General features: G+C 59.3%; 32 protein-coding genes. 20 read left to right on the plus strand and 12 right to left on the minus strand.

Features of this window, described 5'->3' with window-relative positions:
- Positions 1-26: 26 nt before the first annotated feature.
- From pmbA to AACV02_RS01125, 6 genes are all read left to right on the plus strand, one after another.
- Positions 27-1,373, plus strand: a complete 1,347-nt coding sequence (gene pmbA, locus AACV02_RS01100) for a metalloprotease PmbA (RefSeq protein WP_119736605.1) — start codon at positions 27-29, stop codon at positions 1,371-1,373.
- A gap of 147 nt (positions 1,374-1,520) precedes the next feature.
- Positions 1,521-1,916, plus strand: a complete 396-nt coding sequence (locus AACV02_RS01105) for a FagA protein (protein ID WP_119736607.1) — start codon at positions 1,521-1,523, stop codon at positions 1,914-1,916.
- A complete protein-coding gene (locus AACV02_RS01110) occupies positions 1,909-3,285 on the plus strand; it encodes a class II fumarate hydratase (protein ID WP_119736609.1) in 1,377 nt (458 codons plus the stop codon). The genes AACV02_RS01105 and AACV02_RS01110 overlap by 8 nt, the downstream gene beginning before the upstream one ends.
- A gap of 27 nt (positions 3,286-3,312) precedes the next feature.
- Complete coding sequence (locus AACV02_RS01115; protein WP_119736611.1) at positions 3,313-3,756, plus strand: hypothetical protein; 444 nt, start codon at positions 3,313-3,315, stop codon at positions 3,754-3,756.
- Position 3,757: 1 nt separating this feature from the next.
- Positions 3,758-4,369 (plus strand): superoxide dismutase, encoded by a 612-nt coding sequence (locus tag AACV02_RS01120; RefSeq protein WP_119736614.1) that lies wholly within the window; start codon positions 3,758-3,760, stop codon positions 4,367-4,369.
- Between the two features lie 32 nt (positions 4,370-4,401).
- Entirely contained in the window at positions 4,402-5,295 is an 894-nt protein-coding gene (locus AACV02_RS01125) for a ZIP family metal transporter (protein WP_106578675.1), read from the plus strand.
- A gap of 96 nt (positions 5,296-5,391) precedes the next feature.
- On the opposite strand, the gene AACV02_RS01130 is transcribed toward AACV02_RS01125, so the two are convergent.
- From AACV02_RS01130 to AACV02_RS01175, 10 genes are all read right to left on the minus strand, one after another.
- Positions 5,392-5,664 carry an HPr family phosphocarrier protein gene (locus AACV02_RS01130; RefSeq protein ID WP_106578676.1) on the minus strand — a complete coding sequence of 91 codons (273 nt, stop codon included), beginning with the start codon at positions 5,662-5,664 and terminating at the stop codon, positions 5,392-5,394.
- Positions 5,665-5,680: 16 nt separating this feature from the next.
- On the minus strand, positions 5,681-6,538 hold the full coding sequence (gene rapZ / locus AACV02_RS01135; protein WP_106578677.1) for an RNase adapter RapZ: 858 nt from the start codon (positions 6,536-6,538) through the stop codon (positions 5,681-5,683).
- A gap of 2 nt (positions 6,539-6,540) precedes the next feature.
- Positions 6,541-7,005: a PTS IIA-like nitrogen regulatory protein PtsN gene (gene ptsN, locus AACV02_RS01140; protein ID WP_058419319.1), complete on the minus strand. Its 465-nt coding sequence runs from the start codon at positions 7,003-7,005 to the stop codon at positions 6,541-6,543.
- A gap of 9 nt (positions 7,006-7,014) precedes the next feature.
- Positions 7,015-7,320, minus strand: a complete 306-nt coding sequence (gene hpf / locus AACV02_RS01145) for a ribosome hibernation-promoting factor, HPF/YfiA family (protein WP_106578678.1) — start codon at positions 7,318-7,320, stop codon at positions 7,015-7,017.
- Between the two features lie 75 nt (positions 7,321-7,395).
- Positions 7,396-8,889: an RNA polymerase factor sigma-54 gene (locus AACV02_RS01150; protein ID WP_106578679.1), complete on the minus strand. Its 1,494-nt coding sequence runs from the start codon at positions 8,887-8,889 to the stop codon at positions 7,396-7,398.
- A 184-nt stretch (positions 8,890-9,073) separates the two neighbouring features.
- Positions 9,074-9,799, minus strand: a complete 726-nt coding sequence (gene lptB / locus AACV02_RS01155) for an LPS export ABC transporter ATP-binding protein (RefSeq protein WP_016974288.1) — start codon at positions 9,797-9,799, stop codon at positions 9,074-9,076.
- A complete protein-coding gene (gene lptA / locus AACV02_RS01160) occupies positions 9,799-10,374 on the minus strand; it encodes a lipopolysaccharide transport periplasmic protein LptA (RefSeq protein WP_119736616.1) in 576 nt (191 codons plus the stop codon). The genes lptB and lptA overlap by 1 nt, the downstream gene beginning before the upstream one ends.
- Positions 10,361-10,933 carry an LPS export ABC transporter periplasmic protein LptC gene (gene lptC, locus AACV02_RS01165; RefSeq protein WP_119736618.1) on the minus strand — a complete coding sequence of 191 codons (573 nt, stop codon included), beginning with the start codon at positions 10,931-10,933 and terminating at the stop codon, positions 10,361-10,363. Before lptC ends, lptA begins: the two co-directional genes overlap by 14 nt.
- An 8-nt stretch (positions 10,934-10,941) precedes the next feature.
- Positions 10,942-11,466: a KdsC family phosphatase gene (locus tag AACV02_RS01170; protein ID WP_106578682.1), complete on the minus strand. Its 525-nt coding sequence runs from the start codon at positions 11,464-11,466 to the stop codon at positions 10,942-10,944.
- Positions 11,467-12,441 (minus strand): KpsF/GutQ family sugar-phosphate isomerase, encoded by a 975-nt coding sequence (locus AACV02_RS01175; RefSeq protein ID WP_106578683.1) that lies wholly within the window; start codon positions 12,439-12,441, stop codon positions 11,467-11,469.
- Between the two features lie 320 nt (positions 12,442-12,761).
- Here AACV02_RS01175 and AACV02_RS01180 point away from each other — a divergent pair, with 320 nt between their 5' ends.
- From AACV02_RS01180 to hisC, 10 genes are all read left to right on the plus strand, one after another.
- On the plus strand, positions 12,762-13,571 hold the full coding sequence (locus AACV02_RS01180) for an ATP-binding cassette domain-containing protein (protein ID WP_003171811.1): 810 nt from the start codon (positions 12,762-12,764) through the stop codon (positions 13,569-13,571).
- Positions 13,571-14,368, plus strand: coding sequence for a lipid asymmetry maintenance ABC transporter permease subunit MlaE (mlaE, locus tag AACV02_RS01185; protein WP_106578684.1), 798 nt, complete (start codon positions 13,571-13,573; stop codon positions 14,366-14,368). Before AACV02_RS01180 ends, mlaE begins: the two co-directional genes overlap by 1 nt.
- On the plus strand, positions 14,368-14,835 hold the full coding sequence (gene mlaD, locus AACV02_RS01190) for an outer membrane lipid asymmetry maintenance protein MlaD (protein WP_005784855.1): 468 nt from the start codon (positions 14,368-14,370) through the stop codon (positions 14,833-14,835). Before mlaE ends, mlaD begins: the two co-directional genes overlap by 1 nt.
- Before the next feature lie 11 nt (positions 14,836-14,846).
- On the plus strand, positions 14,847-15,497 hold the full coding sequence (locus tag AACV02_RS01195; protein ID WP_119736621.1) for an MlaC/ttg2D family ABC transporter substrate-binding protein: 651 nt from the start codon (positions 14,847-14,849) through the stop codon (positions 15,495-15,497).
- Positions 15,494-15,799: an STAS domain-containing protein gene (locus AACV02_RS01200; RefSeq protein WP_106578686.1), complete on the plus strand. Its 306-nt coding sequence runs from the start codon at positions 15,494-15,496 to the stop codon at positions 15,797-15,799. Before AACV02_RS01195 ends, AACV02_RS01200 begins: the two co-directional genes overlap by 4 nt.
- Positions 15,800-15,913: 114 nt before the next feature.
- Complete coding sequence (locus tag AACV02_RS01205) at positions 15,914-16,153, plus strand: BolA family protein (protein ID WP_008434291.1); 240 nt, start codon at positions 15,914-15,916, stop codon at positions 16,151-16,153.
- A 23-nt stretch (positions 16,154-16,176) separates the two neighbouring features.
- A complete protein-coding gene (gene murA / locus AACV02_RS01210; RefSeq protein ID WP_106578687.1) occupies positions 16,177-17,442 on the plus strand; it encodes a UDP-N-acetylglucosamine 1-carboxyvinyltransferase in 1,266 nt (421 codons plus the stop codon).
- Between the two features lie 257 nt (positions 17,443-17,699).
- On the plus strand, positions 17,700-18,335 hold the full coding sequence (hisG, locus tag AACV02_RS01215; RefSeq protein ID WP_003188599.1) for an ATP phosphoribosyltransferase: 636 nt from the start codon (positions 17,700-17,702) through the stop codon (positions 18,333-18,335).
- Between the two features lie 127 nt (positions 18,336-18,462).
- On the plus strand, positions 18,463-19,782 hold the full coding sequence (gene hisD, locus AACV02_RS01220) for a histidinol dehydrogenase (RefSeq protein WP_106578689.1): 1,320 nt from the start codon (positions 18,463-18,465) through the stop codon (positions 19,780-19,782).
- A gap of 3 nt (positions 19,783-19,785) precedes the next feature.
- Positions 19,786-20,838 carry a histidinol-phosphate transaminase gene (hisC, locus tag AACV02_RS01225; protein ID WP_119736623.1) on the plus strand — a complete coding sequence of 351 codons (1,053 nt, stop codon included), beginning with the start codon at positions 19,786-19,788 and terminating at the stop codon, positions 20,836-20,838.
- Between the two features lie 128 nt (positions 20,839-20,966).
- Here the strand turns inward: hisC and AACV02_RS01230 are convergent, their stop codons facing one another.
- Together AACV02_RS01230 and upp are read right to left on the minus strand one after the other, a co-directional pair.
- Positions 20,967-22,241, minus strand: a complete 1,275-nt coding sequence (locus AACV02_RS01230) for a uracil-xanthine permease family protein (RefSeq protein ID WP_119736625.1) — start codon at positions 22,239-22,241, stop codon at positions 20,967-20,969.
- Positions 22,242-22,243: 2 nt separating this feature from the next.
- A complete protein-coding gene (gene upp / locus AACV02_RS01235; RefSeq protein WP_003188608.1) occupies positions 22,244-22,882 on the minus strand; it encodes a uracil phosphoribosyltransferase in 639 nt (212 codons plus the stop codon).
- Between the two features lie 164 nt (positions 22,883-23,046).
- Between upp and AACV02_RS01240 the strand changes: the two genes are divergently transcribed.
- The 4 genes from AACV02_RS01240 (at position 23,047) to AACV02_RS01255 (ending at position 25,114) form a co-directional block, all read left to right on the plus strand.
- A complete protein-coding gene (locus tag AACV02_RS01240) occupies positions 23,047-23,604 on the plus strand; it encodes a hypoxanthine-guanine phosphoribosyltransferase (protein ID WP_025856323.1) in 558 nt (185 codons plus the stop codon).
- 3 nt (positions 23,605-23,607) lie between these two features.
- Positions 23,608-24,075, plus strand: a complete 468-nt coding sequence (locus tag AACV02_RS01245) for a WbuC family cupin fold metalloprotein (RefSeq protein ID WP_119736627.1) — start codon at positions 23,608-23,610, stop codon at positions 24,073-24,075.
- Between the two features lie 35 nt (positions 24,076-24,110).
- Positions 24,111-24,596 carry a hypothetical protein gene (locus tag AACV02_RS01250; protein ID WP_119736630.1) on the plus strand — a complete coding sequence of 162 codons (486 nt, stop codon included), beginning with the start codon at positions 24,111-24,113 and terminating at the stop codon, positions 24,594-24,596.
- 230 nt (positions 24,597-24,826) lie between these two features.
- Entirely contained in the window at positions 24,827-25,114 is a 288-nt protein-coding gene (locus AACV02_RS01255; protein ID WP_106578694.1) for a PA4642 family protein, read from the plus strand.
- Positions 25,115-25,182 lie beyond the last annotated feature (68 nt).

Raw genomic sequence — 25,182 nt, forward strand, 5'->3', positions numbered from 1 at the left:
AAAGCAGAATTTGAGTGGAGAAAACCATGAGTGCAGCCCAAAGCGTCGGTCCGCAAGCGTTACCGGCACTGCAGGAACAAGTCGAGCAGATCCTTGCCGAAGCCAAGCGCCAGGGTGCCAGTGCCTGTGAAGTGGCCGTCTCGCTGGAGCAGGGGCTGTCGACGTCGGTGCGCCAGCGGGAAGTGGAAACTGTCGAATTCAATCGCGATCAGGGTTTTGGTATCACCTTGTATTCGGGGCAGCGCAAAGGCTCGGCGAGTACGTCGGCCAGCGGGCCGGAAGCGATACGCGAAACTGTCGCTGCTGCATTGGCGATTGCCAAGCACACGTCCGAAGATGAAAGCTCGGGCTTGGCCGACAAAGCGCTTATGGCCAAGGACTTGAAGGATTTCGACCTCTTTCACGCCTGGGACATCACGCCTGAGCAGGCTATCGAGCAAGCGCTGATCTGCGAAGCCGCGGCATTTGATGTCGATCCCCGTATCAAGAATGCTGATGGCACCACCCTGAGCACCCATCAGGGTTGCCGTGTTTACGGCAACAGCCACGGTTTTATCGGCGGTTACGCCTCCACTCGCCATAGCTTGAGCTGCGTGATGATCGCCGAAGCCGATGGCCAGATGCAGCGTGATTATTGGTACGACGTGAGCCGCCAGGGTGAATTGCTGGCGAACCCGGTCAGTATTGGTCAGCGCGCTGCACAGCGCGCGGCGAGCCGTTTGGGCGCGCGTCCGGTGCCGACATGTGAAGTGCCGGTGCTGTTCTCGGCCGAACTTGCCGGCGGCCTGTTTGGCAGCTTCCTGGGGGCGATTTCCGGTGGGAACCTGTACCGCAAGTCCTCGTTCCTCGAGGGTGCAATCGGCCAGAAGTTGTTCCCTGAGTGGCTGACCATCGATGAGCGTCCTCATCTGATGCGTGCCATGGGCAGTTCCGCCTTTGACGGTGACGGCCTGGCGACCTATGCCAAGCCGTTCGTCGAGAAGGGCGAGCTGGTCTCGTACGTGTTGGGCACTTACGCCGGTCGCAAGCTGGGTCTGCCGAGCACGGCCAACTCCGGAGGCGTGCACAACCTGTTCGTGACCCATGGCGATGAAGACCAGGCTGCGCTGCTGCGTCGCATGGGCCGCGGCCTGCTGGTGACTGAATTGATGGGCAGTGGCCTGAATATGGTGACAGGTGACTATTCCCGCGGCGCCGCCGGTTTCTGGGTGGAAAATGGCGAGATTCAGTTCGCTGTCCAGGAAGTGACTATCGCCGGCAACATGCGCGACATGTTCAAGCAGATCGTGGCCGTCGGTAACGATTTGGAGTTGCGCAGCAATATTCGCACGGGGTCGGTGTTGATCGAGCGGATGACCGTCGCCGGCAGCTAAACACTCAACGTCTCAAAAAAAGGCGCGCCATCCTACAGATGGCGCGCCTTTTTTTATGCTCGCGTCACGGCTGGATTCACGTGCCACCCTTGTTTTGATTCTCAATATCATTTAATAATAAATATCATTACCGAATGAGTGTGGATCATGAGTTCTGTCCTGCATGAGGATCCGTACCTGGAAAGCTGGCGCTGGATGAGTCGTCAGATTCGCTGCGGCCTCGACCCCAATGAACCTCGCCTGATCGAACATTACCTCAATGAGGGTCGATACCTGGCGTGCTGCACCGCGACCCATCCGTGGACGATCGCTGAAACCTCATTCCGTTTGTTGATCGACACAGCCAGCGATGTCGCCTTGCCCTGGCATTGGCGATCCATGTGCCTGGACCAGGCGTGGCGCCCGCTGCGTGACCTGGAAAAACTCTCTCACTGTGCCTGCCGCCTCAAGCGCTGGCAGACCTTTGCCTGGCAATTGGCGACCTGCGAATTGCTGCCCTCCCTTTCCGTTTCTGACTTGGTGCAAGGATCTTCCGATGAGTAACACCCGTATCGAACGCGACAGCATGGGCGAACTGCAAGTGCCTGCCGGGGCCTTGTATGGCGCGCAAACCCAGCGCGCGGTGAACAACTTCCCGATCAGCAACCTGCGTATGCCAGCGCAATTCATTCGCGCCCTGATTCTGGCCAAGGCCGCCGCGGCCAAGGTCAACGTCGACCTCAAACAGATCAGCGAAGGGCAAGGCAAAGCCATCGTCGATGCCGCCCAGGGTTTGCTGGAAGGTGATTACATGCCGCACTTTCCGGTGGATATCTTCCAGACCGGTTCCGGCACCAGCTCCAACATGAACGCCAACGAAGTGATCGCGACCCTCGCCAGCCGTTTGCTGGGCGAGGCGGTCAACCCCAATGACCACGTGAACTGCGGCCAAAGCAGCAACGACATCATTCCGACCACGATTCACGTCAGCGCCGCATTGGTGCTGCACGAGCAAACGCTGCCGGCCTTGCTGCACTTGGTGCAGGTGATCGAACGCAAGGCCGAGGAGGTCCACCCGTTCATCAAAACCGGACGCACCCACTTGATGGACGCCATGCCGGTGCGTATGAGCCAAGTGCTCAACGGCTGGGCACAACAACTCAAAGCCAATATCGGTCACCTGCAGGACTTGCTGCCGAGCTTGCAAGCCCTGGCCCAGGGCGGCACGGCGGTCGGCACCGGGATCAACGCACACCCGGAATTCGCTGCGCGTTTCAGCCAGCAACTGAGCACCCTGACCGGCGTGAAATTCACACCGGGCAAGAACCTGTTCGCGTTGATTGGCTCGCAGGACACCGCCGTGGCCGTCTCCGGCCAGTTGAAAGCCACCGCCGTTTCGCTGATGAAAATTGCCAACGACTTGCGCTGGATGAACTCCGGACCGCTCGCAGGCCTGGGAGAAATCGAACTGGAAGGCTTGCAGCCGGGCTCTTCGATCATGCCTGGCAAGGTCAATCCGGTGATCCCCGAAGCGACTGCCATGGTTGCTGCGCAAGTCATCGGCAATGACACCGTGATCACTGTTGCGGGCCAGTCCGGCAACTTTGAACTCAACGTGATGCTGCCGATCATTGCCCAAAACCTGCTCAGCAGCCTCGAACTGCTGGCTAACTCCAGCCGATTGCTGGCGGACAAGGCCATCGCCAGCTTCAGAGTCAACGAGGCCAAGCTCAAGGAAGCGCTGTCGCGCAACCCGATCCTGGTCACGGCCCTCAACCCGATCATTGGTTACCAAAAAGCCGCTGAAATTGCCAAGAAGGCCTACCAGCAAGGCCGCCCGGTAATGGATGTCGCCCTTGAGCACACCGACTTGTCACGTAGCCAACTCGAGATCCTGCTGGATCCTGAAAAGCTCACGGCCGGCGGCGTGTAATCACCGACTCTGCTTTGGAGGCTCACCATGGAGCACTGGAAACGCACGATCGAACGAGCCAATCGCTGCTTTATGCAGGGCGAATTGGTTGACGCTCGCGAGGCTTATTTGCAAGCCCTGGCCCTGGCTCAAGTGTTATTCGAGCGCTGGGCGGATGCCGACGAAGCAGTGGCGGCTTGCGTCATCTCCCACCACAACCTGGCGGACTTGCACCTGCGCCTGAACCAGCCCGAGGAAAGCGCGGAATACCTGTGCGCTATCCACCAACGCCTGTTGCAGACCATGCAGGACCCGCGCCTGAGCCCGCAATTGCGCGAGGCGGCGCTGCGCCAGAGCAGCAAGACCTACGTCGAACTGTTGAACTTCATCAGTGATCACGGCGAATACCCGCGGACCCATCGCTTGCTGGGTGGCACTGCGGCGCAACCGCAAGCGTCGACCCGCAACAGTCCCTACTACGGAGCACATTGATATGTCCTACACCTTGCCTGCCTTGCCCTACGCCTATGATGCCCTGGAGCCGCATATCGATGCGCAGACCATGGAAATCCACTACACCAAGCATCACCAGACCTACATCAACAATCTGAATGCAGCGGTAGAGGGCACCGAGTTTGCGGGCTGGCCGGTTGAAAAGCTGGTCTCCAGCGTCCAGCAACTGCCGGAAAAACTTCGCGCCGCGGTGATCAACCAAGGTGGCGGTCACGCTAACCATTCGTTGTTCTGGGCGGTGATGTCGCCCAAAGGCGGCGGCAAACCCGAGGGCGCACTAGGCACAGCGATCGAGACCCAACTGGGCGGCTTCGACAGTTTCAAGGAAGCCTTCACCAAGGCGGCCTTGACCCGATTCGGCAGCGGCTGGGCCTGGTTGAGCGTCACGCCACAAAAGACTCTGGTGGTCGAGAACAGCGGCAACCAGGACAGCCCACTGATGAACGGCAACACGCCGATCCTCGGCCTGGACGTCTGGGAGCACGCCTACTACTTGCTCTACCAGAACCGCCGCCCGGAATACATCAACGCCTTCTACAGCGTCATCAACTGGCCGGAAGTCGCCGCACGCTACCAGGCCGCCTTGGCCTGATATTCATCCAATAACAAGATCTAAGGCCGACTATGGGCACTGAAACACTGGCGATCAGCAGCGGACGAATGTTTCGCTATGCGTTTGGTTCGCTGCTGCTATTGGCAGGTACTGCATTGCTGGTGGCCCACGGGCTGGCCTGGCTGGATCTGGAACCGCGCATCCTGCGTGCCTTGCAGGGCGGGGCAATCTGCGCGCTTGGCACGGCACTGGGCGCAGTCCCGGTGCTGGTGATTCGTCGGATGCCAGTGGCGCTCAGCGATACCTTGCTGGGATTTGGCGCCGGTGTGATGTTGGCGGCGACGGCCTTTTCGCTGATCGTGCCGGGTATTGCGGCCGCTGAGGGTCTTGGGCTATCGCCTTGGGGAGCCAGTGGTTTGATCAGCTTTGGCATCATGCTCGGTGCGTTCGGGTTGTACCTGGTTGACTGCAAGGTCTCCGGCGCCAGCCCGGAAATGCTGGTGGGCACGCCGGACAAGCCGGTGATTCCACCGCGCATTTGGTTGTTCGTGTTTGCCATCATTGCCCACAACATTCCGGAGGGCATGGCCGTAGGTGTTTCCGCGGGTGGCGGCATGCCGGATGCCGACAGCCTGGCCATGGGCATCGCCCTGCAGGATGTTCCGGAAGGTCTAGTGATTGCACTGGTCTTGGCCGGGGCAGGGATGTCGCGGACCAAAGCGTTCCTGATCGGCGCTGCGTCAGGGTTGGTCGAACCGGTCTTTGCGGTGCTCTGCGCCTGGCTGGTGAGCCTGGCGGAAATTTTGTTGCCGCTGGGGCTCGCGCTGGCAGCTGGGGCGATGTTGCTCGTGGTGACGCACGAAGTGATTCCCGAATCGCGCCGCAATGGTCACGAAAAGCTTGCCAGCCTGGGGCTGTGCATCGGGTTCTGTTTGATGATGGTGATGGATACTGCTCTGGGATAAACCTCAGCCCACTATCACAGGCAGGCTTGGTGACTGTCGCCCGGTGAAGGTAAGGCTTGAGGGCGTCCTGCCAACAAGCCGAGTGCCTAGACGCGGTTATTCGCCTTCGTCAAAGAAGTTATTGATCAGCTTTACCAGAGCGTCCATCGCTTCCTGTTCTTGCTCACCCTCAGTCTTTAAGTGAATCCTGGTGCCCTTGCCGGCAGCCAGCATCATCATGGCCATGATGCTCTTGCCGTCGACCATGGATTCGGGCGTGCGCCCAGCCCGGATCTGACAGGGGAACTGCCCGGCCACACCGACGAATTTGGCGGAAGCGCGAGCGTGCAGGCCCAGCTTGTTGATGATTTCGATTTCCAAAGCGGGCATCGCGCAGGTGTTCCTTTCAGCTAAGGTCGCGGTGGCGAACCTGGACGTTCTTGAGGGTTTGTTGCAGCACCTGGCCCAGGCGTTCAGTCAGGTAGACAGAACGATGATGGCCGCCGGTGCAGCCGATGGCGATAGTGACATAGGCACGATTACTCGCGGCAAAACGTGGCAACCATTTAAGCAGGTAGCTGGAAATGTCCTGGAACATCTCTTCGACATCCGGTTGCGCAGCCAGGTACTCGGCCACCGGCTGATCCAGCCCGGACTGATCACGCAGCTCCGGCTTCCAGTAAGGGTTGGGCAGGCAGCGAACGTCGAACACCAGGTCGGCATCGACCGGCATGCCTCGTTTGAAGCCAAACGACTCGACGAGAAATGCCGTGCCAGGCTCTGGTTGATTCAGCAGGCGTAGCTTGATGGCGTCGCGCAGCTGATACAAGTTCAGGCCGGTGGTGTTGATCTTGAGATCGGCGAGGTCGATGATCGGCCCCAGCAGCGTGGTCTCGTCCTCAATGGCCTCGGCCAGCGAGCGGTGAGGGCTGCTCAGAGGATGGCGTCGACGCGTTTCAGAGAAGCGCTTGAGCAGCGTCTCTTCGTCGGCATCCAGGTACAGCACGTCGCAATTGATGTGCTTGGCCCGCACTTCTTCGAGCAATTCAGGAAATCGCGAGAGGTGGCTGGGCAGATTACGGGCATCAATTGAAACGGCAACCAACGGCTGCGCCAACTCAGTATGAATCAGCGCACGCTCGGCCAATTCCGGCAGCAGGCCGGCGGGCAGGTTGTCGATGCAATAGAAGCCGTTGTCTTCAAGGACATTGAGTGCGGTGCTTTTACCCGAGCCGGAACGGCCGCTGACGATGATCAAACGCATGATTACTGCCTGTTTTGTTCATCCAGGACAACCTGATAGAGCGCCTCGTTGCTGCTGGCACTGCGCAGTTTGTCGCGTACTTCCTTGCGGTCGAGCATGCTGGCGATCTGCCGGAGCAGCTCCAGGTGTGCATCGGTGGCGGCCTGCGGGACCAGCAGCACGAACAGCAGGTCAACCGGGGCGCCGTCGATGGCATCAAAATCGATTTTTTCTTGCAGGTGTAAAAGTGCACTTACGGGCGAAGTACAGCCTTCAAGGCGGCAGTGAGGAATGGCGATGCCGTTACCAAAACCGGTCGAGCCCAGCTTTTCACGGTCAATCAGGGCCTTGAACACAACTTGCTCATCCAGCTCAGGCACTTCACGGCTGATCAGGTTAGCGATGTGTTCGAGGGCTTTCTTCTTGCTGCCGCCCGGCGCGTTCACGAGTGAACGGCCGGGGGTCAGGATGGTTTCAAGTTGGATCATGGGGGAGAGTTAACGACCTGTACCTTGCATCAGGTGCAGATACTTTTCCTTATGCTTTATGAGTTGGCGGTCCAGCTTGTCGTAGAGCGAGTCAATCGCTGCGTACATGTCTTCATGCTCCGCATTGGCGACTAGCTTCGCATTCGGTACGTGCAGGGTGGCCTCGATTTTTTGCTTGAGCTTGTCGACCTCCATGATGACCTGCACGTTGGTGATCTTGTCAAAATGCCCCGCAAGCTTGTTCAGCTTGCTCTCGGTGTACTCACGCAGGGGCTTGGTAACTTCTAGTTGGTGTCCACTGATGTTGACTTGCATACAGCTTCTCCTTCGTTGCCAGTGCATAAAGCGGCGGGTAGGAATACCCGCCACTGGAACGCTATGGCCCGCCCGTCACATCAAACGCTTACGCTCGCTGGAAGGCGCGATCCCGAGGGACTCGCGGTACTTGGCGACGGTTCGACGGGCGACCTGAATGCCTTGTGCCTCCAGTAAACCAGCGATCTTGCTGTCACTCAACGGCTTTTTCTGATTTTCCGCAGCAACCAGTTTTTTGATGATCGCGCGGATCGCCGTGGACGAGCATTCGCCGCCTTCGGAGGTGCTGACATGGCTGGAGAAAAAGTATTTCAACTCATAAATACCCCGTGGGGTATGCATGAACTTCTGCGTGGTCACCCGGGAAATCGTTGATTCGTGCATGCCTACCGCCTCGGCGATGTCATGCAGCACCAACGGTTTCATTGCCTCGTCGCCATATTCCAGGAAGCCGCGCTGGTGCTCGACGATCTGGGTGGCCACTTTCATCAGGGTTTCGTTGCGGCTTTGCAGGCTCTTGATGAACCAGCGCGCTTCCTGCAACTGGTTGCGCATGAAGGTGTTGTCGGCACTGGTGTCGGCGCGGCGCACAAAGCCTGCGTATTGTGGGTTGACGCGCAAACGTGGCACCGATTCCTGGTTAAGCTCCACCAGCCAGCGTTCGTTGTCCTTGCGCACGATCACGTCGGGAACGACGTATTCGGCTTCGCTGGACTCGATTTGCGAGCCGGGGCGCGGATTGAGGCTCTGTACCAGCTCGATGACCTGGCGCAGGTCGTCTTCCTTGAGCTTCATGCGGCGCATCAACTGGCTGTAGTCGCGGCTGCCCAGCAGGTCGATGTAGTCGGTGACCAGGCGCTGGGCCTCGGCGAGCCAAGGTGTCTTGGCGGGCAGTTGACGCAATTGCAGCAGCAGGCACTCGCTGAGGGTGCGGGCGCCAATGCCGGCGGGCTCAAACTGTTGAATGCGGTGAAGGACGGCTTCGATTTCGTCCAGCTCGATGTCCAGTTCCGGGTCGAAGGCCTCGAGAATTTCATCAAGGGTTTCGTCCAGGTAGCCCTGGTTATTAATGCAGTCGATCAGGGTGACAGCGATCAGGCGATCGGTGTCGGACATCGGCGCGAGGTTAAGTTGCCACAACAAATGGCTTTGCAGGCTTTCGCCAGCGGACGTGCGGGTGGTGAAATCCCATTCGTCATCGTCATTGCTGGGCAGGCTGCTGGCGCTGGTCTGGTAAACGTCTTCCCACGCGGTATCCACGGGGAGGTCGTTGGGAATGCGTTCGTTCCATTCGCCTTCCTCAAGGTTATCCACCGTTGGGGCGGTTTCCTGGTAGGAGGGTTCCTGCACGTCGGAGTTGGGTTTTTGCTCGATGTTGTCGGCCAGCGGGTCTGCATTATCGAAGTCGTCGCCTTCTTCCTGGCGTTCGAGCATCGGATTGGACTCCAGGGCCTCCTGGATTTCCTGTTGCAGGTCCAGGGTCGACAATTGGAGCAGGCGGATGGCCTGTTGCAGCTGCGGTGTCATCGTCAGCTGCTGGCCCATTCTCAGGACTAGCGATGGTTTCATGGCAGGGGCTTAACACCTTATTCGCCGGCGCAATGCGCCATCCACGACAGGGCGCGTGAGCGCCAAACATAAGCAAATTATATGCCTGATGTCGGGGGCTTTGCCTAGAGCGCGGTAACAATAAAAAAACGAGGTTTTTATTGACTCCCGCGCGCCTTGGCGAACAGCCGTGACACCACGATGCTTACAGGCGGAACTCGTGGCCCAGGTACACTTCCTTGACCAGTTCGTTAGCCAGGATGGTGGCGGAATCGCCTTCGGCTATCAGCTGGCCATCGTTGACGATATAAGCCGTCTCACAGATATCGAGGGTTTCACGGACGTTGTGGTCAGTGATCAATACGCCGATGCCCTTGGCTTTGAGGTGATGGATGATCTGTTTGATGTCGCCGACCGAGATCGGGTCAACGCCGGCAAACGGTTCGTCCAGCAGGATGAACTTCGGCGCGGTTGCCAGTGCACGTGCGATTTCCACGCGACGGCGCTCACCACCGGACAGGCTCATGCCGAGGTTGTCGCGAATGTGGTTGATGTGGAATTCCTGAAGCAGGCTTTCCAGCTCCTTGCGGCGGCCGTCACGGTCGAGTTCCTTGCGGGTCTCGAGGATCGCCATGATGTTGTCCGACACCGACAGTTTGCGAAAGATCGACGCCTCCTGGGGGAGATAGCCGATACCTGCGCGTGCACGACCGTGCATTGGCTGGTGGCTCACGTCGAGGTCGTCGATCAATACACGGCCCTGATCCGCCTGGACCAGCCCGACGATCATATAGAAGCATGTGGTTTTGCCGGCACCGTTAGGGCCGAGCAGGCCGACGATCTGGCCACTGTCGATCGACAGGCTGACGTCGCGCACGACCTGACGGCTTTTGTAAGCCTTGGCCAGATGCTGGGCTTTGAGGGTTGCCATTAGTTCGCCTTCTTCGCAGCGGGTTTAGCCGCAGGCTGAGCGGCAGCGTCTTTCTGCTTGGGCTGGATAACCATGTCGATACGCGGTTTCGGCGTGCCGATCTTCGCGCCGGTGGCACGACCAGCCTGAGCGATCTGCTTCACGGTGTCATAGGTGATTTTCTCACCGTCCGTGGTATTGCCGTCGCTGCTCACAACCCTGGCCTGATCGATCAGGATGATACGGTTCTGCTGGGCGTGATACTGGATGGTCTTGCCGTAGCCCTTCATCGGAGCAGGATCTGCAGCAGCCTGCTTCTGTTCGAAATAGGCCAGGTTACCCACCGAAGTCACCACGTCGATGTCACCCGCAGGCGTACGCGTGAGCGTCACCGTGTTGCCGGTAATCTTCATCGAACCTTGGGTGATGATCACGGCGCCGGTATAGGTTGCAACGCCTTGCTTGTCATCCAGCTGTGCATCGTCAGCCTGAATGTGGATCGGTTGCTGGCTATCGTTCGGCAGAGCCCAGGCGCTCACGCTTCCCAGTGCTGCGCCCAGACCGAGCAAAATAGGGAGGGTTTTAACGAGCCTCATACTGTCCTCTTACGTTCGATAGCAGGTGTATCCTGCTTTCTTTCAAATACGCTTTCATTCCCTTGCCAGTCGATACACCGCCAGCGCCGTCGATTCTAACGTCTTGCTCGGTCTGCGCATATTGCTGTTGTGGGAAAACGGTCATGCGACTGCTGGTAATAATAGTGTCGCGGTTCTTATCGTCAGTACGTGCAACACGTACCGAGTCGATCAGTTCTACCTGAGTGCCGTCCGGGTTGACTTCGCCATGCTTGCTGGTGACATGCCAAGGGAACTCAGTGCCGCGGTACAAGTTCATGTCCGGGTTGGTCAGCAACGTGACTTCGGACGACTTCAAGTGCTCGACTTTGTCCGAGGTCATTTCATACTGAACCTTGCCATCCGGCAGGAACTGTACGCTGTAGGCGTTGGTTGCGTAATAGTCGATAGCGCCTGCGTCAACCTGCCCGACAGGCTTGTCGAGAAAGCGTTCGGGGCTGATATTCCAGTAGCCTACCGCCAGAAACAGCGCGGCGATGATCCCGAACAGCAGGAAATTGCGAATCTTTTTGCTCAGCATAAAACGCTCTATAAGTAGGCGGCATGTGCCGCTTCAAGGCTGCCCTGGGCACGCAGGATCAATTCACAGAACTCGCGGGCGGCACCTTCGCCGCCACGGGCCGTGGTGATGCCATGGGCGTGCTCGCGAACAAAGGTCGCCGCATTGGCAACGGCCATGCCCAGACCTACGCGGCGGATAACCGGGAGGTCGGGCAGGTCATCGCCCAAGTAGGCGACCTGCTCATAGCTTAGGTTGAGTTGGCCAAGAAGCTCGTCCAGAACCACCAGTTTATCCTCACGGCCCTGATACAGGTGAGGAATACCCAGGTTTTGTGCACGGCGTTCCACAACCGGTGTTTTTCGACCGCTGATAATCGCAGTTTGCACGCCCGCGGCCATCAACATTTTGATGCCTTGGCCGTCGAGGGTGTTGAACGTCTTGAATTCACTGCCATCTTCGAGGAAGTACAGGCGGCCGTCGGTCAGCACGCCATCGACGTCGAAAATCGCCAGTTTGATGTGTTTACCGCGTTGCAGCAGGTCGCTGGTCATTTACATCACTCCCGCACGCAGCAAGTCGTGCATGTTCAGGGCGCCAACCGGGTGATCGTCGCCGTCGACGACTACCAGCGCAAGAATCTTGTGGTCTTCCATGATCTTCAACGCTTCGGCCGCGAGCATTTCCGGGCGTGCGGTCTTGCCGTGAGGGGTCATGACTTCATCGATCGTCGCCGTTTGAATGTCGAGATTGCGGTCCAGCGTACGGCGTAGGTCACCGTCAGTGAAAACGCCGGCCAGACGCCCGTCGGACTCCAGAATGACAGTCATGCCCAGACGTTTGAGGGTCATTTCCATCAGCGCGTCCTTTAGCAGGGTGCCGCGCTGGACGTGGGGCAGTTCATCGCCCGAATGCATGACGTTTTCCACTTTCAGCAGCAAGCGACGGCCGAGAGCGCCGCCTGGATGCGAAAACGCGAAATCTTCAGCGGTAAAGCCGCGGGCTTCCAAGAGCGCCACGGCCAAGGCATCGCCCATCACCAGGGCGGCGGTGGTCGAGGACGTCGGCGCCAGGTTCAGCGGGCAGGCCTCGTGGGCTACGTGAACATTCAAGTTCACTTCCGCGGCCTTGGCCAGCGTCGAATCCGGGTTACCGGTAATGCTGACCATCTTGATGCCCAGGCGCTTAATCAGCGGCAGCAGGGTCACGATTTCGTTGGTGGTGCCGGAGTTCGACAATGCCAGGATGATGTCATCCTTGGTGATCATGCCCATATCGCCGTGGCTGGCTTCGGCCGGGTGTACGAAAAAAGCCGTGGTTCCGGTGCTGGCCAACGTAGCGGCAATCTTGTTGCCGACGTGGCCTGACTTGCCCATGCCAACCACGACAACGCGGCCTTTGCTGGCCAGAATCATCTCGCAGGCACGTACGAAATCCGCGTCGATATGGGCCAGCAAGCCTTCTACGGCTTCTAGCTCGAGACGGATGGTGCGTTGTGCGGATTGAATAAGGTCGCTGGATTGGCTCATGTCTGAAATCGTATAGCCTGACGAAAAGTCGGCGATTATAGCGGTAATGATCAATTCCCTCACGCAAGTTCGTCAGGGTTTATTCTGCTTGAGCAAGAGAATCATGCCCGGCAGGGTTTTTTTCCCTGTCCCGAATCTGAACGAGCGCTGTTCCGGCCTTGGGGGCTCTGTACCAGCAGTGATATAGTTCGCCGCCAGTTCGGTCCGCCCAACCCATGTGACTAAATAATGCGCACCCGTTGCAAACTATTGCGCGACCATTGCAAACGAATGTCGCAAACATGGTGTCTGAGTGAAAGGCTGCATCCCAAGGAGATTAGATGAGTGCCGATAACGCCTACGCGGTCGAGCTGAAGGGCCTTACCTTCAAGCGCGGGACGCGCAGCATCTTCAATAACGTCGATATTCGCATTCCCCGCGGTAAAGTCACGGGCATCATGGGGCCTTCCGGTTGCGGCAAGACCACCCTGTTGCGCCTGATGGGTATGCAATTGCGCCCTAGCGCCGGCGAAGTATGGGTCAACGGCCAGAACCTGCCGACGCTGTCGCGCAGCGATCTGTTCGATGCCCGCAAGCATATGGGCGTGCTGTTCCAGAGCGGCGCCTTGTTCACCGACCTCGATGTTTTCGAAAACGTGGCGTTTCCGCTACGGGTGCATACCCAGCTGTCCGATGAAATGATTCGTGACATCGTGTTGCTGAAACTGCAGGCCGTTGGCCTACGCGGCGCCATCGACCTGATGCCTGATGAATTGTCCGGCGGCATGAAGCGCCGTGTCGCTTTGGCGCGTGCCATTGCTCTCGATCCGCAGATCCTCATGTATGACGAGCCTTTCGTCGGTCAGGACCCCATCGCTATGGGCGTGCTGGTGCGGTTGATCCGCCTGCTCAACGATGCGCTCGGCATCACCAGTATCGTGGTGTCCCACGACCTGGCTGAAACCGCGAGCATCGCCGACTACCTTTATGTAGTAGGCGATGGTCAGGTGCTGGGGCAAGGCACGCCTGAAGAGCTGATGAACGCTGACAACCCGCGCATTCGCCAATTCATGACCGGCGATCCCGATGGCCCGGTGCCTTTCCATTTTCCGGCAGCGGACTACCGCTCAGATCTTCTGGGGAAGCGCTGATGCGCAAGACATCTCTCATCGAAAAGGTTCGCCTTTTCGGTCGCTCGGGCATCGACATGGTCGAAGTGCTTGGGCGTTCGACGATTTTTCTGTTTCACGCGTTGCTCGGTCGCGGCGGCATTGGTGGCGGCTTTGGCCTGCTGCTCAAACAACTGCACTCCGTCGGCGTGATGTCCCTGGTCATCATCGTGGTTTCCGGGATTTTCATCGGCATGGTGCTGGCGTTGCAGGGGTTCAACATCCTCTCCAGCTACGGCTCGGAGCAGGCAGTGGGGCAGATGGTCGCCCTGACGCTGTTGCGTGAACTGGGCCCGGTGGTCACCGCCTTGCTGTTTGCCGGGCGCGCAGGTTCTGCGCTGACTGCCGAGATCGGTAACATGAAGTCCACCGAGCAGTTGTCCAGCCTGGAAATGATCGGCGTGGACCCGCTCAAGTACATCGTTGCCCCGCGCCTGTGGGCCGGCTTCATTTCCCTGCCACTGCTGGCGATGATTTTCAGCGTGGTAGGCATCTGGGGCGGTTCGTGGGTGGCGGTTGACTGGTTGGGCGTCTATGACGGCTCGTACTGGGGCAACATGCAAAACAGCGTGACCTTCAGCGGCGACGTGCTCAATGGCATCATCAAAAGCATCGTTTTCGCCTTTGTAGTGACCTGGATCGCCGTATTCCAAGGCTATGACTGTGAGCCCACTTCAGAGGGGATCAGTCGCGCCACCACCAAGACCGTTGTGTACGCCTCGCTGGCGGTACTGGGCCTTGACTTCATTTTGACCGCCTTGATGTTTGGAGATTTCTGATGCAAAACCGCACTGTGGAAATCGGTGTCGGCCTTTTCTTGCTGGCTGGCATCCTGGCTTTACTGTTGCTGGCCCTGCGAGTCAGTGGCCTTTCGGCCAGCCCGACCGCCGATACTTATAAACTTTACGCTTACTTCGACAATATCGCCGGTTTGACTGTCAGAGCTAAAGTGACCATGGCCGGTGTGACCATCGGCAAGGTCACGGCAATCGATCTGGATCGCGACAGCTTCACCGGGCGAGTAACCATGCAGGTAGACAAGAAGGTAGATAATCTGCCGACTGACTCCACTGCATCTATTCTCACTGCGGGTCTGCTGGGCGAGAAGTACATCGGCGTCAGCGTGGGCGGGGAAACAGCCCTGCTCAAGGATGGTTCGACAATCCACGACACACAGTCGTCGCTGGTGCTTGAAGACTTGATCGGTAAATTCCTGCTCAATACGGTCAATAAAGACGCCAAATGAGGAATCTGTTCATGATCTCTACCTTGCGACGTGGCCTGCTGGTGCTGCTTGCAGCGCTGCCCTTGATGGCCAACGCGGCGGGTTCTGCGCACGATCTGGTGCAGGACACGACCAACAAAATGTTGGCTGACCTGACTGCCAATAAAGAGCAGTACAAGCAAGACCCAAGCAAGTTCTACGATGCGCTCAACACCATTGTCGGGCCAGTGGTTGATGCCGAAGGCATTTCCCGCAGCATCATGACGGTCAAGTATTCGCGCAAGGCAACGCCTGCGCAGATGCAGACCTTCCAGGAAAACTTCAAAAAGGGCCTGTTCCAGTTCTACGGTAATGCCCTGCTGGAATACAACAACCAGGGGATTACCGTTGCTCCGGCCGGGGATGAGTCAGGTGACCGCACCAGCGTCAACATGACCGTCAAAGGCACCAACGGCGCCGTCTACCCTGTGCAGTACACGCTGGAGAAGGTCAAAGGCGAGTGGAAACTGCGCAACGTGATCATCAACGGCATCAACATTGGCAAGCTGTTCCGCGATCAGTTCGCTGATGCCATGCAGCGCAATGGCAACGACCTGGACAAAACCATCAATGGTTGGGCCGGTGAAGTCGCCAAGGCCAAGGAAGAAACCGACAAACAAGCTGCCGGGAAGCCTGCGCAATGACCGAGTCGGCCGTTCGGCTTGGCGACGCTGGCGAGTTATTTCTGAGCGGCGTGCTCGATTACCGCTCCGGGCCTGACCTGCGCAAGCAGGGCCAGGCGCTGATCAACAGCAGCAACGCGCCTGCGCTGGTGCTGGACTGCTCGGCAGTGACCAAGTCCAGCAGCGTCGGTTTGTCATTGTTGCTGTGCTTCATGCGTGATGCCGAGGCGGTCAAAAAGCCGGTCAGCATCCGTGCGTTGCCTGAGGACATGCGCGAAATTGCCGAAGTTTCCGGTCTGACCGAGCTTCTGGCGCATCCTTAATAGCCAATATCAAGGAAGCCCCCCGTCAGAGTCCTGCTATGCGGGGTTCGCAGGCGCGGGGCTTTTTTGTATGATGTGCGACCCGTGCGCACTGGGCGCCGATAGAGGTTGAGCATGCAGGCCCTAGAAGTTAAAAGCTTCCTTGAAGGAAAGCTGCCCGAAACGAACGTAGAAGTTGAAGGCGAAGGCTGCAATTTCCAGCTGAACGTGATTAGCGATGAACTGGCGGCATTGAGCCCGGTCAAGCGTCAACAGCAGATCTATGCCCATTTAAACCCGTGGATCACCGATGGCAGCATCCACGCGGTCACTATGAAATTTTTCAGCCGCGCGGCCTGGGCCGAGCGCACCTGAGCCCCCAAGGCGTCGAGATTCTTATGGATAAATTGATTATTACCGGCGGTGCCCGCCTTGATGGCGAGATCCGCATTTCCGGTGCGAAAAACTCTGCCTTGCCGATTCTGGCAGCGACCCTGCTGTGCGATGGCCCGGTGACTGTGGCCAACCTGCCGCACTTGCACGACATCACCACCATGATCGAGCTGTTCGGTCGCATGGGCATTGAACCTGTGATCGACGAGAAACTGTCCGTCGAAATCGACCCGCGCACCATCAAGACCCTGATCGCTCCGTACGAGCTGGTGAAAACCATGCGCGCATCGATCCTGGTGCTGGGCCCGATGGTTGCCCGTTTCGGTGAGGCCGAAGTGGCACTGCCTGGCGGTTGCGCCATCGGTTCGCGTCCGGTCGACCTGCACATCCGTGGCCTTGAGGCCATGGGCGCAACCATCGACGTCGAAGGCGGCTACATCAAGGCCAAGGCGCCGGAAGGCGGCCTGCGTGGTGCCAACTTCTTCTTTGATACCGTCAGCGTGACCGGTACCGAGAACATCATGATGGCCGCAGCCCTGGCCAACGGCCGCAGCGTCCTGCAAAACGCCGCGCGCGAGCCGGAAGTAGTCGACCTGGCCAACTTCCTGATCGCCATGGGAGCCAACATCACCGGCGCCGGCACTGACACCATCACCATCGACGGTGTCAAGCGTCTGCACTCGGCCACTTATAAAGTGATGCCGGACCGTATCGAGACCGGCACCTACCTGGTGGCTGCTGCCGTTACAGGTGGCCGCGTCAAGGTCAAGGACACCGATCCGACCATCCTTGAAGCCGTCCTGGAAAAACTCAAGGAAGCCGGTGCTGAAATCACCACCGGTGCCGACTGGATCGAGCTGAACATGCACGGCAAGCGGCCAAAAGCCGTCAACGTGCGGACCGCTCCTTACCCGGCGTTCCCGACCGACATGCAAGCGCAGTTCATTTCCTTGAACGCGATTGCCGAAGGCACCGGTGCCGTGATCGAAACCATTTTCGAAAACCGCTTCATGCACGTGTATGAACTGCACCGCATGGGCGCCAAGATCCAGGTCGAAGGCAACACCGCCATCGTCACCGGTATCGACAAGCTCAAGGGCGCGCCAGTGATGGCTACCGACCTGCGCGCGTCGGCCAGCCTGGTCATCTCGGCACTGTGCGCTGACGGCGACACGCTGATCGACCGCATCTACCACATAGACCGTGGTTACGAGTGCATCGAAGAGAAACTGCAGATGCTCGGCGCCAAGATCCGCCGCGTACCGGGCTAGTCGCAGTAGCGGTAAACACCGTCACTGTGGCGAACGGGCTTGTCGAGTCGTCGTACCGGCCGCGTAGCGCCCTCCAAGACGGGACTGCTATGCAGTCCAGCGTTGGACAAGCCCGCTCGCCACGGGATGGTGTTTTGCTGTTAACTGAGTGTGTTCCTGCTGAATTTGTTTCAAATCGAGGCTGTAATGGCCTCGATCTGTGTCTGGCGCCGTCTGCGACCGGACAGCAATAGCCTGATGAAGGACTGACGTTTCCCATGTTGACCATCGCACTGTCCAAGGGCCGCATCCTTGACGACACTTTGCCGCTTCTGGCTGAAGCGGGCATCGTGCCGACCGAGAATCCGGACAAGAGCCGCAAGCTGATCATCCCCACGACCCAGGACGACGTTCGCCTGCTGATCGTGCGTGCCACTGACGTGCCGACTTACGTTGAACATGGCGCGGCCGACCTCGGTGTCGCGGGTAAAGACGTGTTGATGGAATACGGCGGCCAGGGCCTGTACGAGCCATTGGACCTGCGTATTGCCCTGTGCAAGCTGATGACCGCCGGCCGTGTCGGTGACGTCGAACCCAAAGGCCGCCTGCGCGTGGCGACCAAGTTCGTCAACGTTGCCAAGCGTTACTATGCCGAGCAAGGTCGCCAGGTCGACATCATCAAGCTCTACGGCTCGATGGAACTGGCACCGCTGATCGGCCTGGCCGACAAGATCATCGACGTAGTCGACACCGGCAACACGCTGCGTGCCAACGGTCTTGAGCCTCAGGATTTCATTGCCGACATCAGCTCGCGACTGATCGTCAACAAAGCTTCGATGAAAATGCAACACGCCCGTATCCAGGCGTTGATCGACACCCTGCGCAAGGCAGTGGAGTCTCGACACCGCGGTTGACTCACCTGCGCGACCCTAGGTCGCGCCCGTCTATCCGCCTCATAGCCAGAATTCTCAGGTGCCCAAGCGGATCGACTGCTAACGTTCGGCGCCTGAGCATTTTTGCCAATCCTATGAGGCCCTCGCTATGACCACGTCCACTGCAATTGCCCGACTCAACGCTGCCGACCCGGATTTCGCCCATCATCTGGATCATCTGCTGAGCTGGGAAAGCGTGTCCGACGACTCGGTCAACCAGCGGGTGCTCGACATCATCAAGGCCGTGCGCGAGCGCGGTGATGCGGCGCTGGTGGATTTCACCCGCCAGTTCGACGGCCTCGACGTCGCGTCGATGTCCGACCTGATCTTGCCGCGCGAGCGCCTGGAGCTGGCCCTCACACGCATCACCGCGCCGCAGCGTGAAGCCCTGGAAGTGGCAGCGGCACGCGTACGCAGCTACCACGAAAAACAGAAACAGGATTCGTGGAGCTACACCGAGGCCGACGGCACCGTGCTGGGCCAGAAGGTCACGCCGCTGGACCGCGCGGGGCTGTACGTGCCGGGCGGTAAAGCCTCGTACCCGTCGTCGGTGTTGATGAACGCTATCCCGGCCAAAGTGGCGGGCGTGACCGAAGTGGTCATGGTCGTGCCAACGCCGCGTGGCGAAATCAACGAGTTGGTGCTGGCTGCCGCGTGCATCGCCGGGGTTGACCGCGTGTTCACCATCGGCGGCGCTCAAGCTGTCGCGGCCCTGGCCTATGGCACCGAAAGCGTGCCGAAGGTCGACAAAGTGGTCGGCCCAGGCAACATTTATGTCGCCACCGCCAAGCGCCACGTGTTCGGCCAGGTCGGTATCGACATGATCGCCGGCCCTTCGGAAATCCTGGTGGTGTGTGACGGCCAGACCGACCCGGACTGGATCGCCATGGACCTGTTCTCCCAGGCCGAGCATGACGAGGACGCCCAGGCGATCCTGGTCAGCCCCGACGCCGAGTTCCTCGACAAGGTCGCCGCCAGCATCGACAAGCTGCTGCCGACCATGGACCGCGCCGAGATCATCGAGAAGTCGATCAATGGCCGTGGTGCGCTGATCCTGGTACGCGACATGGAGCAGGCCATTGAGGTGGCCAACCGCATCGCGCCGGAGCACCTGGAGTTGTCCGTGGCCGACCCACAAGCGTGGCTGCCGTCGATTCGCCACGCTGGCGCGATCTTCATGGGCCGCCACACCAGTGAAGCCCTGGGCGACTACTGCGCCGGCCCGAACCACGTGCTGCCGACCTCCGGCACCGCGCGTTTCTCGTCGCCGCTCGGCGTGTATGACTTCCAGAAGCGCTCCTCGATCATCTTCTGCTCGCCACAAGGCGCTTCCGAGCTGGGCAAGACCGCCTCGGTGCTGGCCCGTGGTGAATCCCTGAGCGCTCACGCCCGCAGCGCCGAATACCGCATCCTTGAAGAGGGGAACTGAGACATGAGCAAATTCTGGAGCCCCTTCGTCAAGAATCTCGTGCCGTACGTGCCCGGCGAGCAGCCGAAGCTGACCAAGCTGGTCAAGCTCAACACCAACGAGAACCCCTACGGCCCATCGCCCAAGGCACTCGCGGCAATGCAGGCCGAGTTGAACGACAACTTGCGCCTGTACCCGGACCCCAACAGCGACCTGCTCAAGCAGGCGGTGGCCAAGTATTACGGGATCGACGCCAGCAAGGTCTTTCTCGGTAACGGTTCCGATGAAGTCCTGGCGCACATCTTCCACGGCCTGTTCCAGCACGACTTGCCGTTGTTGTTCCCGGACATCAGCTACAGCTTCTATCCGGTCTACTGCGGGCTCTACGGCATCACGTCTGAACCGGTGCCGCTGGACGAGCAGTTCCAGATTCGTGTGGCCGACTACGCGAAGCCCAATGGCGGGATCATCTTCCCCAACCCGAACGCGCCTACCGGCTGCGTACTGGCGCTGGACGCGGTGGAGCAAATCCTCAAGGCCAGCCCGGACTCGGTGGTGGTGGTCGATGAAGCCTATATCGACTTCGGCGGCGAAACCGCTATCAGCCTGGTGGACCGTTACCCGAACCTGCTGGTGACCCAGACCCTGTCCAAATCGCGCTCACTGGCCGGTCTGCGTGTAGGCCTGGCGGTGGGGCACCCGGACCTGATCGAGGCGCTGGAGCGGGTCAAGAACAGCTTCAACTCCTACCCGCTGGATCGGCTGGCGATTGTCGGCGCGGCGGCGGCGTTTGACGACCGTGAGTACTTCCAGAAGACCTGCCAATTGGTGATCGACAGCCGTGAAAAGCTGGTGGCGCAACTGGAAGCCAAGGGGTTTGAAGTACTGCCGTCTGCGGCCAACTTCATCTTTGCTCGGCATCCAGGGCACGACGCTGCCGGGCTGGCGGCCAAAGTGCGGGAGCAGGGGGTGATTGTGCGGCACTTCAAGCAGGAGCGGATTGCCCAGTTCCTGCGGATCAGTATTGGCACGCCTGAGCAGAACCAGGCGCTGATTGATGCGTTGGGCGAGCTCTAAGCCACACTGAAGCTGAAAAAATGTGGGAGCGGGGTTGCTCGCGAATGCAGGGGTTCAGTCACTGATGTGCTCAATGACACACTGCATTCGCGAGCAAGCCCGCTCCCACATTCGTGTTGCGTTAACAGTTAGATCAGCGGCTCATCCGGCTTTTTGTTCTTCCAGCCATCATTGCCCGGCAGCAGCAGGTTCAAACCAATCGCTACCACCGCGCACAGGGCAATGCCCTTGAGGCCGAAATCATCCGGGCCGGTGCCGGTGCCGACCAGCACACCGCCAATCCCGAACACCAGGGTCACCGACACAATCACCAGATTGCGCGCCTCGCCGAGGTCGATCTTGTGGCGGATCAGCGTGTTCATGCCCACCGCCGCAATCGAGCCGAACAGCAGGCACAGAATGCCGCCCATCACCGGCACCGGGATGCTTTGCAGCAGTGCGCCGAACTTACCGATAAACGCCAGGCTGATGGCAAATACCGCCGCCCAGGTCATGATTTTCGGGTTGTAGTTCTTGGTCAGCATCACCGCGCCGGTCACTTCGGCGTAGGTGGTGTTCGGCGGGCCGCCAAACAGGCCGGCGGCCGTGGTGGCAATACCGTCACCCAACAGCGTGCGATGCAGGCCAGGTTTCTTCAGGTAGTCGCGACCGGTCACGCTGCCCACCGCAATTACACCGCCGATATGCTCGATCGCCGGGGCCAGGGCCACCGGGACGATGAACAGAATCGCCTGCCAGTTGAACTCCGGCGCGGTGAAGTGGGGCAGGGCGAACCAGGGCGCAGCGGCGATCTTCGCCGTGTCGACTACACCAAAGTAGAACGACATGGCAAAGCCCACCAGCACACCGGAAATGATCGGCACCAGGCGGAATATGCCTTTGCCGAACACCGCCACGATCAACGTGGTCAGCAGCGCCGGCATCGAGATCAGCATGGCCGTCTGGTAATGGATCAGCTCGCTGCCATCCCCGGCTTTGCCCATTGCCATGTTGGCGGCAATCGGCGCCATGGCCAGGCCGATGGAAATGATCACCGGGCCGATGACCACCGGCGGCAGCAGCCGGTCGATGAAACCAGTGCCTTTGACCTTCACTGCCAGGCCAAGGAAGGTATAAACGAAACCGGCCGCCATCACCCCGCCCATGGTCTCCGCGAGGCCGAACTGGCCCTTGGCGAGAATGATCGGAGTGATAAACGCAAAGCTCGATGCCAGGAATACCGGCACCTGCCGCCCTGTCACCACCTGGAACAGCAACGTGCCCAGGCCAGCGGTAAACAGTGCGACGTTTGGATCAAGACCTGTGATCAGCGGCATCAACACCAACGCGCCAAATGCTACGAAGAGCATCTGTGCGCCAGACAGGATCTGGCGCCAAAGCGGGTCGTTGAAATCATCCTGCATGCTCACGCGTCCTTCTGCTTGGTGCCGAAGATCTTGTCACCGGCATCGCCCAGGCCTGGGATGATGTAGCCGTGTTCGTTCAGGCGCTCATCGATGGACGCGGTGTAGATCTGCACGTCCGGATGGGCCTTCTCGACGGCAGCGATGCCTTCGGGCGCAGCCACCAGCACCATGGCGCGGATGTCTCTGCAGCCGGCTTTTTTCAGCAGGTCGATGGTGGCGACCATGGAACTGCCGGTGGCGAGCATCGGGTCGATGATCATCGCCAGGCGCTCGTTGATTTCCGGAACGAGTTTTTCCAGGTAGGTGTGAGCCTGCAAGGTTTCCTCATTACGGGCCACGCCGACGGCGCTGACTTTGGCGCCCGGGATCAGGCTGAGCACGCCCTCGAGCATGCCGATACCGGCGCGCAGGATCGGTACCACGGTGATTTTCTTACCGGCGATTTTCTCGACCTGGACGGGGCCGGCCCAACCAGGAATCTCGTAGGTTTCCAGGGGCAAATCTTTGGTTGCTTCGTAAGTGAGCAGCGCTCCGACTTCCTGAGCAAGCTCACGGAAGTTCTTCGTGCTAATGTCGGCACGGCGCATAAGGCCGAGTTTGTGTCTGATCAGCGGGTGGCGGATCTCGCGAGTGGGCATGGGAAAAGCTCCGGCGGCGGGCAAAAAAACCGGCCTAGATTAATCTATCCGAGGGTGTTGTCCTATAGACATCTAGTACGTTAGTCCATTAAGGCTTGATCGTTGCGCCTCACATGCGTACCTTTGCCCGCTTTTCTTGCCACAGCACCCCCTTGGAGAGCGCCATGTCCGCTGATCTCGAGCATATCCGTCAAATCATGCGCGAGGCTGACTGCCTGTACACCGAAGCGCAAGTCGAAGAGGCGATCGCCAAGGTCGGCGCGCACATCACCCGCGAAATGGCCGACACCAACCCGGTGGTCTTTTGCGTGATGAACGGTGGCCTGATCTTCGCCGGCAAATTGCTGACTCACCTGCAGTTCCCGCTGGAAGCCTCCTACCTGCACGCCACCCGTTATCGCAACGAAACCAGCGGCGGCGACCTGTTCTGGAAAGCCAAGCCGGAAGTCTCGTTCATCGACCGCGACGTGCTGATCATCGACGACATCCTTGATGAAGGGCACACGCTGGGCGCGATCATCGACTTCTGCAAACACGCCGGCGCGCGCAAAGTGCACACCGCCGTGCTGATCGACAAAGACCATGACCGCAAAGCACGTCCGGACCTGAAAGCCGATTACGTCGGTCTGCCATGCATCGACCGCTACATTTTCGGTTACGGCATGGACTACAAAGGCTACTGGCGTAATGCCAATGGGATCTTCGCCGTCAAAGGAATGTAAGCCATGGTCCGCTTTCTTGATCAAACACTCTTCACCGAACTGGCCGAGAAAGCGGCCGCCAGCCCCCGTGGCCGGCACCATCATAACCTTCATCAGATGGAAGAGCCTTGCCATCGCCTGGCCGTTGGCATGCAACCCGACACCTATGTGCCGCCGCATCGGCACCTGAGTGCGGACAAGGCAGAGACCCTGATGGTGCTCAAGGGCGCCCTGGGCCTGCTGGTTTTCAGCGAAACCGGTGAGGTGATCGCCAAGCGCGTCCTGCGGGCGGGCGGCGAGTGTGCAGGTGTCGACCTGCCACCCGGCGTATTTCACGGCCTGGTGGTGCTGGAGCCCGACAGCGTGATGTTTGAATGCAAGGCCGGGCCTTATCGACCCGTAGGCGAGGGCGAGTTGGCTGACTGGGCGCCACACGAAGGCGATGCCGGCGTTGCCGAGTATCGACGCTGGATGCTCGCCCAGTTCGATTGAGCTACAGTGCTCGGCCATCTCTCTCGGAGCGGCCCATGAGCCTGTTGAAACGCACCTGCGCCGCCCTGGCGTTGACCCTCAGCTTGCCGCTGGCTGCGGCGCCTGCGCCGATGCACAGCCAGTTCCTGCCGCCCGACGACCTTACCTTGCGTGCCGCCACGCCCGATCAGCAGCAACTGCTGCAAATCACCGAATATGCAGTGGTGGTCGGCAATCAGCGTCAATCGACTCAGCAGCCGATCCCGGTGACGTCGCCGCTGATGATTCGCCTCAAGGGCAAACCCTTGAACAAAGGCGCGACCATCGCCCAGGTGGTGCTCAATTTTGACGCTGAAAGCAAAAGCCTGAAAAAGCCGGTGTTCGATGAGAGCAGTAAGACCCTGACCTTGTCTTACCCGGTGGCCCAGTACCGCGTGATCGTCGACCTGCTACGCAACGACACGGTGTATGTGCAGTTCCTCAGCTATGCCAACGGGCACATTTGGGCGGACCTGCACACCGGCGCCGTTCGCGCTAAATAGTGGGACCGCAGGTATCTACACAACTGTTGGCGAACACAAAATCTGCAGCAGGCGAGCTTTTGTGGCGGCCTTTTACGCTGCGATGGTGGCGGGTCAGTGCGCCCAACTGTCACTGATGCACCGCCATCGCAGGCAAGCCAGCTCCCCCATAGGTTCCTGGTCGCTTCCGAAGCGTGTGTGCCGCAGGTAAACTGCGTTTCCCGTGTAATGTCTGCAGGCTGGAGTCGGTAATGCGTAAAGATAAGAAACAGGTGATTGGTGACGAGATAGGCGACGACCAGATCAAGTTGTTCCTGGACTTCGAGCCGGTTGACGCAACTTCACCGTCCCTGCACAAACTGATCAAAGCCTACCGTGGCTTGCGTATCGACGACTTCGCGCGGTTCCTGGGCTTTTTCAAGGAAGCCGGCCTGGATCTGGACGGCAAGGACGAGCATGGCCAGACCTTCGTTGACCTGATCAAGGATCAGCGTAACGCCGCCGAGTACATTGAGCTGATCGACAACGCTCGCGGCTGATTAGCCAAGCCACACAAAAACGCCCCGTTCTCATGCCGAGAGCGGGGCGTTTTTTATTGCGTCGAAGC

The organism is Pseudomonas sp. Larv2_ips (assembly GCF_963879675.1).
GTDB lineage: Bacteria > Pseudomonadota > Gammaproteobacteria > Pseudomonadales > Pseudomonadaceae > Aquipseudomonas.

Bases quoted from the DNA above. Each gene is read 5' to 3' on its own strand.
- AACV02_RS01150 (WP_106578679.1), bottom strand. From the start codon at position 8,889: ATGAAACCATCGCTAGTCCTGAGAATGGGCCAGCAGCTGACGATGACA.
- hpf (WP_106578678.1), bottom strand. From the start codon at position 7,320: ATGCAAGTCAACATCAGTGGACACCAACTAGAAGTTACCAAGCCCCTG.
- AACV02_RS01105 (WP_119736607.1), top strand. From the start codon at position 1,521: ATGAGTTCTGTCCTGCATGAGGATCCGTACCTGGAAAGCTGGCGCTGG.
- hisC (WP_119736623.1), top strand. From the start codon at position 19,786: ATGAGCAAATTCTGGAGCCCCTTCGTCAAGAATCTCGTGCCGTACGTG.
- AACV02_RS01240 (WP_025856323.1), top strand. From the start codon at position 23,047: ATGTCCGCTGATCTCGAGCATATCCGTCAAATCATGCGCGAGGCTGAC.
- hisD (WP_106578689.1), top strand. From the start codon at position 18,463: ATGACCACGTCCACTGCAATTGCCCGACTCAACGCTGCCGACCCGGAT.
- AACV02_RS01255 (WP_106578694.1), top strand. From the start codon at position 24,827: ATGCGTAAAGATAAGAAACAGGTGATTGGTGACGAGATAGGCGACGAC.
- rapZ (WP_106578677.1), bottom strand. From the start codon at position 6,538: ATGCGTTTGATCATCGTCAGCGGCCGTTCCGGCTCGGGTAAAAGCACC.
- hisG (WP_003188599.1), top strand. From the start codon at position 17,700: ATGTTGACCATCGCACTGTCCAAGGGCCGCATCCTTGACGACACTTTG.
- lptA (WP_119736616.1), bottom strand. From the start codon at position 10,374: ATGAGGCTCGTTAAAACCCTCCCTATTTTGCTCGGTCTGGGCGCAGCA.
- AACV02_RS01125 (WP_106578675.1), top strand. From the start codon at position 4,402: ATGGGCACTGAAACACTGGCGATCAGCAGCGGACGAATGTTTCGCTAT.
- upp (WP_003188608.1), bottom strand. From the start codon at position 22,882: ATGCCCACTCGCGAGATCCGCCACCCGCTGATCAGACACAAACTCGGC.
- AACV02_RS01200 (WP_106578686.1), top strand. From the start codon at position 15,494: ATGACCGAGTCGGCCGTTCGGCTTGGCGACGCTGGCGAGTTATTTCTG.
- AACV02_RS01175 (WP_106578683.1), bottom strand. From the start codon at position 12,441: ATGAGCCAATCCAGCGACCTTATTCAATCCGCACAACGCACCATCCGT.
- AACV02_RS01180 (WP_003171811.1), top strand. From the start codon at position 12,762: ATGAGTGCCGATAACGCCTACGCGGTCGAGCTGAAGGGCCTTACCTTC.
- AACV02_RS01170 (WP_106578682.1), bottom strand. From the start codon at position 11,466: ATGACCAGCGACCTGCTGCAACGCGGTAAACACATCAAACTGGCGATT.
- mlaD (WP_005784855.1), top strand. From the start codon at position 14,368: ATGCAAAACCGCACTGTGGAAATCGGTGTCGGCCTTTTCTTGCTGGCT.
- AACV02_RS01250 (WP_119736630.1), top strand. From the start codon at position 24,111: ATGAGCCTGTTGAAACGCACCTGCGCCGCCCTGGCGTTGACCCTCAGC.
- AACV02_RS01205 (WP_008434291.1), top strand. From the start codon at position 15,914: ATGCAGGCCCTAGAAGTTAAAAGCTTCCTTGAAGGAAAGCTGCCCGAA.
- ptsN (WP_058419319.1), bottom strand. From the start codon at position 7,005: ATGATCCAACTTGAAACCATCCTGACCCCCGGCCGTTCACTCGTGAAC.
- lptB (WP_016974288.1), bottom strand. From the start codon at position 9,799: ATGGCAACCCTCAAAGCCCAGCATCTGGCCAAGGCTTACAAAAGCCGT.
- AACV02_RS01130 (WP_106578676.1), bottom strand. From the start codon at position 5,664: ATGCCCGCTTTGGAAATCGAAATCATCAACAAGCTGGGCCTGCACGCT.
- murA (WP_106578687.1), top strand. From the start codon at position 16,177: ATGGATAAATTGATTATTACCGGCGGTGCCCGCCTTGATGGCGAGATC.
- AACV02_RS01230 (WP_119736625.1), bottom strand. From the start codon at position 22,241: ATGCAGGATGATTTCAACGACCCGCTTTGGCGCCAGATCCTGTCTGGC.
- AACV02_RS01120 (WP_119736614.1), top strand. From the start codon at position 3,758: ATGTCCTACACCTTGCCTGCCTTGCCCTACGCCTATGATGCCCTGGAG.
- AACV02_RS01245 (WP_119736627.1), top strand. From the start codon at position 23,608: ATGGTCCGCTTTCTTGATCAAACACTCTTCACCGAACTGGCCGAGAAA.
- AACV02_RS01115 (WP_119736611.1), top strand. From the start codon at position 3,313: ATGGAGCACTGGAAACGCACGATCGAACGAGCCAATCGCTGCTTTATG.
- AACV02_RS01110 (WP_119736609.1), top strand. From the start codon at position 1,909: ATGAGTAACACCCGTATCGAACGCGACAGCATGGGCGAACTGCAAGTG.
- lptC (WP_119736618.1), bottom strand. From the start codon at position 10,933: ATGCTGAGCAAAAAGATTCGCAATTTCCTGCTGTTCGGGATCATCGCC.
- mlaE (WP_106578684.1), top strand. From the start codon at position 13,571: ATGCGCAAGACATCTCTCATCGAAAAGGTTCGCCTTTTCGGTCGCTCG.
- AACV02_RS01195 (WP_119736621.1), top strand. From the start codon at position 14,847: ATGATCTCTACCTTGCGACGTGGCCTGCTGGTGCTGCTTGCAGCGCTG.
- pmbA (WP_119736605.1), top strand. From the start codon at position 27: ATGAGTGCAGCCCAAAGCGTCGGTCCGCAAGCGTTACCGGCACTGCAG.